The 9,997-nt window shown below is 58.5% G+C and carries 13 protein-coding genes and 1 pseudogene; 3 read left to right on the top strand and 11 right to left on the bottom strand.

Annotation, left to right across the window (positions count from 1 at the left end; all coding sequences use genetic code 11):
- A pseudogene (locus AC0L3A_RS38960) lies at positions 1 to 174 on the top strand (IS256 family transposase); the annotation flags it as partial.
- 34 nt (positions 175 to 208) lie between these two features.
- Positions 209 to 376, top strand: a complete 168-nt coding sequence (locus tag AC0L3A_RS38955; RefSeq protein ID WP_473256400.1) for a transposase — start codon at positions 209 to 211, stop codon at positions 374 to 376.
- 121 nt (positions 377 to 497) lie between these two features.
- Here the strand turns inward: AC0L3A_RS38955 and AC0L3A_RS38950 are convergent, their stop codons facing one another.
- From AC0L3A_RS38950 to AC0L3A_RS38900, 11 genes are all read right to left on the bottom strand, one after another.
- Positions 498 to 1,535, bottom strand: a complete 1,038-nt coding sequence (locus tag AC0L3A_RS38950; RefSeq protein WP_473256399.1) for an EscU/YscU/HrcU family type III secretion system export apparatus switch protein — start codon at positions 1,533 to 1,535, stop codon at positions 498 to 500.
- 1 nt (position 1,536) lies between these two features.
- Positions 1,537 to 2,352, bottom strand: coding sequence for a type III secretion system export apparatus subunit SctT (gene sctT, locus AC0L3A_RS38945; RefSeq protein ID WP_473256398.1), 816 nt, complete (start codon positions 2,350 to 2,352; stop codon positions 1,537 to 1,539).
- A gap of 11 nt (positions 2,353 to 2,363) precedes the next feature.
- Positions 2,364 to 2,639 (bottom strand): EscS/YscS/HrcS family type III secretion system export apparatus protein, encoded by a 276-nt coding sequence (locus AC0L3A_RS38940; RefSeq protein WP_473256397.1) that lies wholly within the window; start codon positions 2,637 to 2,639, stop codon positions 2,364 to 2,366.
- A 2-nt stretch (positions 2,640 to 2,641) separates the two neighbouring features.
- Positions 2,642 to 3,307 (bottom strand): type III secretion system export apparatus subunit SctR, encoded by a 666-nt coding sequence (gene sctR, locus AC0L3A_RS38935; protein ID WP_473256396.1) that lies wholly within the window; start codon positions 3,305 to 3,307, stop codon positions 2,642 to 2,644.
- Complete coding sequence (sctQ, locus tag AC0L3A_RS38930) at positions 3,300 to 4,208, bottom strand: type III secretion system cytoplasmic ring protein SctQ (RefSeq protein WP_473256395.1); 909 nt, start codon at positions 4,206 to 4,208, stop codon at positions 3,300 to 3,302. The genes sctR and sctQ overlap by 8 nt, the downstream gene beginning before the upstream one ends.
- Before the next feature lie 193 nt (positions 4,209 to 4,401).
- The gene (locus AC0L3A_RS38925; protein WP_473256394.1) at positions 4,402 to 4,944 is read right to left on the bottom strand and encodes a hypothetical protein; all 543 of its coding nucleotides are present in this window, start codon (positions 4,942 to 4,944) and stop codon (positions 4,402 to 4,404) included.
- The gene (gene sctN, locus AC0L3A_RS38920; protein ID WP_473256401.1) at positions 4,920 to 6,230 is read right to left on the bottom strand and encodes a type III secretion system ATPase SctN; all 1,311 of its coding nucleotides are present in this window, start codon (positions 6,228 to 6,230) and stop codon (positions 4,920 to 4,922) included. The genes AC0L3A_RS38925 and sctN overlap by 25 nt, the downstream gene beginning before the upstream one ends.
- A gap of 44 nt (positions 6,231 to 6,274) precedes the next feature.
- Positions 6,275 to 6,898 carry a type III secretion system stator protein SctL gene (gene sctL / locus AC0L3A_RS38915; protein ID WP_473256393.1) on the bottom strand — a complete coding sequence of 208 codons (624 nt, stop codon included), beginning with the start codon at positions 6,896 to 6,898 and terminating at the stop codon, positions 6,275 to 6,277.
- Positions 6,895 to 7,527 carry a nodulation protein NolU gene (locus tag AC0L3A_RS38910; protein WP_473256392.1) on the bottom strand — a complete coding sequence of 211 codons (633 nt, stop codon included), beginning with the start codon at positions 7,525 to 7,527 and terminating at the stop codon, positions 6,895 to 6,897. The genes sctL and AC0L3A_RS38910 overlap by 4 nt, the downstream gene beginning before the upstream one ends.
- Positions 7,528 to 7,540: 13 nt before the next feature.
- Positions 7,541 to 8,407 carry a type III secretion system inner membrane ring lipoprotein SctJ gene (sctJ, locus tag AC0L3A_RS38905; protein WP_473256391.1) on the bottom strand — a complete coding sequence of 289 codons (867 nt, stop codon included), beginning with the start codon at positions 8,405 to 8,407 and terminating at the stop codon, positions 7,541 to 7,543.
- Between the two features lie 9 nt (positions 8,408 to 8,416).
- On the bottom strand, positions 8,417 to 8,896 hold the full coding sequence (locus AC0L3A_RS38900; RefSeq protein ID WP_473256390.1) for a nodulation protein NolB: 480 nt from the start codon (positions 8,894 to 8,896) through the stop codon (positions 8,417 to 8,419).
- Between the two features lie 164 nt (positions 8,897 to 9,060).
- Here AC0L3A_RS38900 and AC0L3A_RS38895 point away from each other — a divergent pair, with 164 nt between their 5' ends.
- On the top strand, positions 9,061 to 9,747 hold the full coding sequence (locus tag AC0L3A_RS38895) for a nodulation protein NolW (protein ID WP_473256389.1): 687 nt from the start codon (positions 9,061 to 9,063) through the stop codon (positions 9,745 to 9,747).
- Positions 9,748 to 9,997 lie beyond the last annotated feature (250 nt).

Raw genomic sequence — 9,997 nt, 5'->3', positions numbered from 1 at the left:
AATCTCGCGCGTCGCCTCGACCAGCAATGGCCCGGCGTCGCGGCCAGCATCCTCGAAGGCCTCGACGAAATCCTGACTGTCGTCCGGTTGAAGCTGCCGAAGGAGCTTCGTCGATCGCTCGCCTGTACCAACATCGCCGAGAATATGATGGGCACCATTCGCCGCGTCACACGCAAATGAACGAACCACGCGGCATCGGGGATATGGCATGTCGCACTCGCGCCGGGCGATGGTCGAGTGCATCTTCGGATGGGGCAAGCAGCACGGCACCATGCGCAAGACCAAACATCGCGGCATCGCTCGGGTCGCCGCCGACTTCCTGCTCAATCTGATCGCCTACAACCTGATCGGCATTCCCAAACTGCTTGCCGCTTAGCCACCCCGCGTCAGGGAACACCCTCACCAGACTAGAAATTACATCCAACTCCACCGCGCCGCCCCACAACGACCGGTCAGAATAAGAAAAACTCTCAATTCCAATGTTTTTAAGCAGACTGCTAGACGTGGCCGGCGGCAAGGAGTGCTTTTGCGACAGGCTCGAAATATCGGACAGGAATCGAATTACCGAGGCTAGTGTTACGGATTAGCTCACGGACCAGGACGTGATCATCGACGATAGTGAGACGAAGGCGCCTCGCTTCATCAAAGAGCTGTGAAGCCGTCTCCCCGTCGCCGCGGCAAACCAAGACCGGCACCCCCGTTTCGCCACGTATGTAGCGTACCCCGACGAGCAGATCGCGCCCAGTCAAGATCAATGTCGCGCGACGCACGCCGAGTGGAGACTCGCTGGCCTGCTCCCGCCGAAGGCGTCGATGTTCGCGTTTCAGCTCTGGTCTGCCTTGCTGCTCGTTGAACTCGCGCTTCATCTCGCTCTTAGTCATGCGCATGCCGCGCAAATACAACCAGCGCTGGACCAGGAGATCGATCAATCCACTGATCAGAAACGCGCCGCTTGCAATCCCAATCAACAGTTTCACTTGAATGAACACAAACTCGAAGCAGCCCGTGCCGCAAACTGGCAAATAGACCAGTGTCTTCCACGCGCCGACAACGACGAGAAGACAGATAGCGCCGAGGCAGAAGACTTTGAATAAGGTCTTGCCAAGCTCGATGAGAGAACGCAAAGAAGCGATGCGTTTCAGTCCGCTGACGGGATCAATGTTCTCGAATTTCGGCGTCAGCGGTTCCGAGGAGAACACCAATCCACCATTGGCCAGGACCGTCGTCAGAACTGCGCAGGTGACAATACTCCCAAGAAGCGGGCCAACAATTCTCATTGCAAGTTCGGGCAAGACGCCGAGCGCAAGATCGACCGCAATATTGAACGGCCTATCAAGCAGCTGATCAGTCAGCATGAGCGCCTCACGGCACTTGCCGTAGATGGAATTCGCTTCCAACCAGAGATAGCCGAGACCGGCGCAACCGCTGACGGCCCTGACTAGATCCGTGCTGTGCGGAACGACGCCTTTCTTGCGCGAATCGCTTAGCTTCTTTTCAGTGGGGGCGAGCGTTTTCTCTTCGCTGGTGTCGCTCACTTCATTTCCTTTCAAGCCTCTCCAGCTCTCGCCCTGACTGCGTGATTTCCGATTGCATGTATTCGATAAGATAGACTGTATAAGTGACCATGACGATCGCAAAGCCGATATTCTTGATCGTCAAAGACAGGTCGCGCGGGCTGAATTGCGGCGCGAAGCGCCCGAGCAGGAGCGCTGATATGTCGGCCAGCAAGAGGAAGGCTACCACAGGCCCAGAGATCAGGACGGCGGTACGTATGATGCTGTCGAGCGCGCCCCACAACTCCAGTGTCCCTTGCGTGCTCAGCGCGGGCCCAAGCTGATAAGCCGGCCAAATCAGATAGCTGCCGTAAAGCCCGCTGATCATGGTTTGCAGGCCCCCCGATACGACGAAGATCGTGATCGCGGTGGTACCGATAAGCAGTCCCGTTGCCGAAGCCTGACTGCGTGTCGCGGGATCGGCGGGAGTGACCACGCTGCTGATGCCTCGTTGCGTGTCGATGATCTCGCCGACGGCCTGTAGACTCCAGAGGGGAATACTGAGCAGAGCGCCGATCAGCAGGCCTACACACGCCTCTTTAAGACCGAGTAGCGGGATCTTTAGCAGACGTGTGTCCGGATCTAGCGCCTTCAGGCCATCGGCGATGTGCGCCAAGTATGGCAGCTCGATCGCAACGGCCAGGCAGCCGCGGATCAGGCCACCGATCTGCGGACGCGTAAATACGGGAAGCACCAGCATTATGCTCAGTGGGCGGGCCGCACCAAGGCCGGCAGCGACGATGAGATCGAATGTCGCCTGAATCAGACGGTGCGTCTCGGTGGAAGGCAGATCATACATGGCCGCGGCTGCTAGTAGCTCGTCGTGAGCGCGGGAAACTCGGTGAAGATCTGCTTGGCTTGTTCGATGAGTGGGGCGCTCAGCACCGGAGAAAGCAAAGCTATAATCCCAACAACGACCAGAAGCTTCACAGTTAGTGGCAATGTCTGATCCTGAACCTGGGTTGCCGCTTGGATGATGCCGATGACGGTTTCGGCGACGGCCGCTGCAATGAGCGGAGGCAGAACCCAGGTCATGAAAAGCACCAGTGAGCGGCTCATATAAGGGATAATAGTGGCCTCATCCATGCTCACCCTCCAGGTGTTATATAGCTAAGCACTAGTCCGTGCATGAGGCGCGACCAGCCGTCAATCGCCACGAATAGAAACAGCTTGAAAGGAACTGAGATCACTGTCGGAGACACCATCGACATGCCCATCGCCATCAGAATGGTCGTTACGATCAGATCGATAGTGATAAACGGAAGGTATAGTAAAAACCCGATTTCGAAGGCGCGCCTGAGTTCTGAGATTAGAAAAGATGGGACGAGAATGACGAAATCATCGGCTGTGGCTCTGCCGCGCATCTCTTCCGGCCAGACACGTTCGGTCGACGACAGGAAAAAGCCTCGCTGTTCTTCATTGGTGAAATTCTTGAGATAGCCTCGCAGCGGCTCTTGCCCCTCTTTCGCAGCGGCTACCCAATCCTCGAGCGTCTGATAGCGGAGCTGCAGATCGGCGATACGGTTGTAGCTCTGCTCAAAGACGGGAGCGCTTGTGAAGGCGGTGAGCATCAATGCTGCGCAGTATAGAACGATGTTCGGTGGGATCGATTGGGTCCCAAGCGCATTGCGAACGAGGAAGAGGACGACAGATACCTTTACGAATGCCGTGGTCGTGACGACCGCGAAGACCAACAAGCCGAGCGCGGCCGTGATCGCAAGAAGCGGCAGTATTGCTGGTTCAACGTTAGTCATTGCCCATTAACCTGCCACGGAGTCTAATGCCGAGCTCGTCCCCAATCCGTACTATGTCGCCACTCCCGATACGCACTCCGTTTGCTAGGATATCGACCGGGCCGTCGACCGGCCGGCCAAGTTCGAATACATATCCTTCGCTGATGCCTCTCAGGGTTCCCAGCGTGATGGGCCAGCGGCCGCATTCGAAGACGAGCGAAATCTCAATATCGTCGAGATCGGCTTCCGAAGGCGGCTGCTGTGAACCGGGTATTTTCGTCATATGTGCATACTCTAGAGGGCGCGGCCGCAAGCGAAACGGTCCGTGCAGGGTCAGGCGGTTGCCAGTGACATCTGCCGTGGTCCATAACGGGCCCACAGTGAGGGTGATCTGGCCGCGGGCAAATGGCATTACATCCGGTAACAAAGCGTCGCCCTTACTAGTTTTACGAAGAAGTGAGGCTGACGCCCGGAGAGCGCCGATCTCTCCTGCAACTGTAACGGGTAGCTCTGCGGGGACCTTACACAGCTCTCGCGGCAATTGGCCGAGCAGCGCCCCTAAGGCGCGGAACGCCGGCGGTATCGGTCCATCGAGAGGCGAGAAAAGAAAGAGGCGACCTTTGCCCCTGAGCAGTCCGTAGATGATGTCGAGTTCGATATAAGGCCCGTTCTTCTCCGCCTTTCCAACATGGAGGAGTCGCAGTTGCTGCCCTGTCTCAGTCTCCAGGCGAGCGAGCAAGGGTTCGAGTGCAAGTTCAAGAACGAGCGAACGACTTGGCTCGGTAAGTAACGCTAAGCCACTCTGCACTGTCGAGATCACGGCCTCGGCAAGCGAATGCGGTATCGACAACACGAGCGTATCATCGCCGAATTCCCAAACGAAATCGAGCGTCGACGGAGCCGGAGGTTCCTCCTGCCACACCAGTCGTTCCAGTCGCACCGATAGCGGCTTGTCGCAAACGCTACTCCGTAAAGACGTGGAGGGCCGCACGTTTCTGTTGAGCCATGAGACGAGACTCTGGGTTAGGCTGTGGGTCGGCTCGTACTTCGCGCATTCGTCCCCACGAGTTGCAGGAGGCGTCTGTACAGGGCGGCGCATGTGCATCACAACGGGACTAGCGGTAATTAGATTGAACCGTCTGCGAGCGATGTGGGCAAACCCTTCCTTGGCGAAGCAAGACTTCATCATCAGCGTCTAGCTCGGTTGTTACTTCCGAATGGGTATCGGCCGCACGCCGGACGTCGGTCTCGATTTGACGCCATTTATGACTCGCTACGGAGAGCTTCGCCCAGTGCGCACGCCTCTCGGATGCCGCTGTCTCGGCCTGCTTTTGAGCGATACGCGCGTCCTCAAGCATGCGGCGTTTCGAGGCGATCTCAATCGCGCGCCTCTCAAGCGTGAGCTGGTAATGATCGAGTTCAACGACGGACAATGTACCGAGCGACGTCAACTGCTGATAAACCTCGGCCTGGGCCTTCGTATGATGCTTTTCAGCAATCGCAAGTTCCTGGGATGCGTGCTCCGCGGCCAAGGTCGCGATATGACGCTTGGCTTCCATATCGGAAAACTGCCTGCGAGCACTACCATCTCGGATATCCTTCACGCGCCGCAGTCTCGAAATATGAATGCAGCTCATGCGGTCAGACGGCACATCCATGTGACGGTTTCCTCAAAAGTGGACGCATCGTTGTCGCCCTGGCGCAAAAACTCTCGCAGATCATCGATCAAAGCGATAGCTCGGTCCGTCAGCGGATCGCTTCCTTGCTTGTATTCGCCAACCTTGATCAAAAAGTCGGCCTCTGTATGACGGGAGATAAGGTCACGGAAGAGGGATGCTGCCTTGCGATGCGGTGCAGACACGACGGCATCCATGATTCGGCTGCGGCTCGACAGCACATCGATGGCCGGGAAATGCGCCCGCGCCGCAAGAGAGCGTGAAAGAACGATATGACCATCTAGAATGCCGCGCGTTTCCTCGGCGATTGGGTCGCCCGTGCCCTCACCTTCCACAAGCACGGTATAGAAAGCGGTGATTGAGCCGCGCTCACCCATACCGGCGCGCTCCAGCAAACCTGGCAACATTGCAAAGACAGAGGGAGGGAAGCCCCGTCGGGTCGGCGGCTCACCGGCAGCAAGCCCGATCTCTCGCATAGCGCGGCCAAATCGCGTCAAAGAATCCATCATCAGAACGACGCGCAGGCCTTGTTCGCGAAAATATTCGGCGAGCGCAGTAGCCGCATAAGCACATTGCGCCCGCTCAGTCGCTGAGCGATCGGAGGTCTCAACGACGACGACCGTGCGGCGAAGCGCCGCCACCCCAAGATGCCTCTCGATGAATTCACGCACTTCGCGTCCTCGCTCGCCTATCAACGCAACCACGGTCACGTCCGCGACCGCGCCTTTTACGATCTGCGACAATAACGTCGACTTGCCGCCACCAGGCTCTCCGTAAATGCCGATGCGCTGGCCCTCGCCGCATGTGAGAAGACCATCCAAGGCGCGAACACCGAGTGGCAGGGGCCGCTCGATGATGCGCCTCGTCATTGGGTTTGGCGCTTTGCCGCGCAACGGACGCGTTTCCGTGGCTTTGACTGCGCCCTTGCCATCGAGCGGACGGCCGAAGCTGTCGATCACCCGGCCAAGCAAATTGGCGCCGACCGGCACTTCGTGCATTCGGCCAGTAGCAACGACTTCTGCGCGGCCGGACATGCCTTGCAGGTCACCGATCGGCGTCAGCAACACGCCGTCCTGCAACAGGCCGATCACCTCGGCCTCAAGCGACCATCCGGTGCGCGGATCTTTAAGCAAACAAAGCTCTCCGATGCGAGCATCCGGCAAAACAGCATGGATCATCGTGCCGATCGCCCGCGTGATCCGCCCGCCTACGGCACGCGTGTCTACCTGCCTTGCCGTAGTTCGCAGACGGGCAAGCGCCGTGTGCAGAGCCCCCTCTCCATCAGGATAGCTATCGTTTGGTCTCGGCGCCGTCACTGTTCGCCTGCCTCATGATCTAACCCAAAGCCCAAACGCAGTGCGCGGAGCTGCGCGTCCAGTCCGAGGTGAATATTGCCAAATTCGCTCCACAGCACGCATTCCCTCGCTGACAGCACCGGATCCGGAATAATCCGGACCGCCGGCCGGCCCTCCCGTCGGCCGCACGCAGCAAATTCGCGCGTAAGCGCATCAGCATCCAGGGGGGACACATGAAGAGAAAGTGTCGCGGCGCCATAGCTCTGCGAAATCGCGTGGCGAATCGTCCTCACCAACATCTCGCCGGGATCGAAATCGCCCAGTAGATCAGTTACGATGTCCATCACGAGCGCTGATAGTTCCTGCTCCAAAACGACCTTTCGTCGTGCCACCTCCGAGGCAGCCTGCGCGACCAGCTGTGCCATTTCCTGGGCGCCGGCCCTCACCCCCTCGGCATGGCCGCGCGCACGCTCCTTCTGATAAGCTCTGCGCGCCCAGCCGCGAACCCGCTTCAGATTGCGCTCGGCCACGGAACGCGCCTCGACGGCGCTCTGCCAAATCTCGAGATCCCTCGCCGGTATGAGTGGCCCAAGCGGGCGGATGTGCGGAGCGACGGGCGGCGCGGTGTCGTCGGCTGTCATCCCGCTGGGGCCTCCCTCGCCAATTGGGCCAACACCAGCGAAAACAATCCACTCGCCGCATCCCGGTGTTCAGTCGCGGGATTGTCCGCGGCCGATCCGACAGCTAAGCGTAGAAGCATGCGGCGGCGATCAAGCGTTGATGCTTGATCGAGCCAAGCGCCGAGGCAGGCATGTCCATCGTCTTCAATCCCTAGCGCTAATTGTTGAGGATCCGCAATTAATCTGGTCGAAACCGCATGCGCTGCATGTCGGATCCCGAAAGCCTGCACCTCGGCGCCGACGCGCTCGACCAGAACGGCGACATCGTGCTTTGAAAACAGCCTCGTTAGCGAATGGGCATGCCAAATGCCCCCGGCGAGCAGAGCAGCCCTGCGCGGATCATGCCCGAGGAGAAGGTCTGGCCCGAAGTCACTTCCGTTCAAGTCCATTTCATTGTCAAGCAGCAACGCTTGCAGTCTTATCTGCAGCCTACGACTCTTCTGCAGTCGTACCAACGTCGCGGCCGAGAGGTTCGCGTCAAGCCGCGCGGCGAGGCGGGTCGGATGAATTGAGGCAGCAAGCCTACGAATAGCTACGGAGGTCAATTTCAGCGGACCATGCTGCTCGGCGGACAAATTCGGTCTCGTCATGTCGGATACCACATTACGCCGCATTGGGCTTAATCGCTTTGCGAATCATCTCTATAGCAGACACACCCGAGCGCCCACCAAGCGCGCCAACCTTCTGGGATGATTGCCTGCGCTGACGCCCACGGGCGCTCAGCAGGACGCAGGATAGCGCGCCAAATACAGAGCCGCCGAGACCCATGCCAACTGCAAGCAATGGCGTTGAAAAGACTCCAGATGCTTGGGCGAAACCAGCCGCAGCTGGCGGTCGCGGCTCTAGTGCGGGCCGCTCGACTGACACAAAAACAACAGACACCTTGTCATAGGATAAGCCCTCGATGCTGTTGGCGACGAGCATCTTGATCTGCGGCAGCAAGATTGAGAGAGTTGCCCGCGAGTCATGCCGGATGAAAACCGACGCCGAAGATGGCGTAGTGTCACGTCGCAAGAGGTCGTTCTTCGGCAGAACAACATGGACCCGCGCTGAGAGGACGCCATCGATATCACTGATCGTGCGAGATAATTCCTCGCTCAGCGCATAGACGTAACGGGCGCGCTCCTCGGTCGGCGAAGCAACCAGGCCCGCCGCGCTGAACACTTCGCCGAGATTCTTGAAAGCGTGGCGCGGCAGCCCTTGGCCGTTCAGCAGGTCGATTGAGGAAGCAATCTGAGTCTGCTCGACCTGGATCGTGATTGTCCCGTCCTTAGCAGCAAAGCGGAGCGCATCGATCCCGTTCTTGAGGAGGACCGCAAGCATCTCATTGGCCTCACGCTCCTGAACTTTGGTGTAGAGATCGGCTTTGCAACCAATTAGGAGAAGCAGGAGCGGCAGCAGAGCCACAAGGCGAAGCCGCTTGCGGAATAGACGCGCCTGACCGCTTTTGCGACAGATTGAACCAATCATTCGCCCCACTCAGCCGGCCGATAACAGCTTGTTCAGAGAGGAACCGAGGCTGGCGATGCCATTTGAAATAAGTGTTACCTGAATGGCGCTCTCAGAAAGATCCTTCAGATTGGCCAACATCACCTCGAAATTACCTGCGCCACTGGGGGGGGGCGGCACAACGACTTCCGCTGCGCCCGGTCGCAGCAAAAGGGGCTCCGACAGCCCCCCGGGCTCCGCACTGTTTGGAGCTGCATTGACCCGATACATCGCAGAAAGAGTCTGGAGGATGCGATCGCCCAGCGGGCTCGCCTGTGTTGTTGCACGCGATACCTCGGATGTCGGCGGAACGGCCGCTGCTTCTCTTACTGAAGGCGCAACGTGTTGAACCGAAGGCGCCTGCAAAAGACTCTGTTGAAGCTGGACCTGCTCGTGGACTACCGTTGCCGAACAGGTCGTAGACAGACCTTCAAGATTGTGAGACATCGGCGCAACGCCTAACATCATCATGGAAAGACTCGCTCTCTTCGAGATGTGACACGACCAGCTGCCTATCTAGACAGGCCAGCTGACGACAAGCTGACGGGTTCGCCCGCACATCGTCATCTAAAGAGCACGTTTCGCGTTTACGTGCGCAACGTACTCCTGTTGGCTTAAGTCAAAGAGGACCATGAATGCTCATCAAATTCATAATTCCGTACGTTTTGAACGGAGTTCTGTGTGTCGCCGTTTCCGTTTCCGGCGGAATACAGATGGCGCGCGGCGCTCCCCTGTCGCTGCCCTCGACGCCTTATCGGTATACGGTTCTGGATCAGGAGCTTTCCGCGGCGCTGCAGGAATTCGGCAGCAACCTCGATGTTAAAGTCACTATCAGCGCCGAGGTGAAGGGTCGGATTCGCGGGCACATGTCGGAGCTGCCACCGCGCGAGTTCCTTGACCATCTGACTCAGCTCTACAATCTTCAATGGTATTACGATGGACTCGTGCTTTACGTCTCTACCGCAAAGGAAGCGCAAACTCGTCTGCTTCTCCTAACCTCAATCAGCTTCGACGCGCTCAAGGCAACTCTCGATACGCTCAACATTTCCGACGAACGCTACATCATGCGACCGGCGCCGGGAACTGGCCTAGTGCTTGCATCCGGTCCACCACGCTTCATCGCACTCGTGGATCAAGCGCTGAATGGTCTTGTGGCGGAGGCGCGACCTCGTTCCGTCGAGATGCCGTCCCAGGAATCTGTGCTGATGTTGTATCGCGGCGCCTCCGCGACAATCGTTCGTGGTGGACGAACCGAAGGTTACTCGTCAGACATGCCGCGCCAGGAGGGTGCCTTGCCTACGCAAGGGCCGGGCCCAAGATGATAGTATTAGCCGCTCTCGTCAACGAGCCCGTTGCGCGTGTTGTGCAAGGAGCCTGGGACCGATCGCCCGGTCAGACGCCGTACAAGCACGGCAAGACGTGCGTCTCCTAATCAACTCCAGAAGCACGAGAATTGCCGCTGCGCCGCCTTGTCCACCAGTATGGGGACGGGGCGCTAGTACCCGGAATCAGAGCTGAGTGATACGGCGGCCTTTGAAGCGGCGTTGGCGGACCTTTTTCTTGGTCCAGACG

It is taken from the genome of Bradyrhizobium sp. MI1.3 (assembly GCF_055811695.1).
Note: the sequence above shows the minus strand (reverse complement) of the source record. Positions and strands in the feature narration are given on the sequence as shown.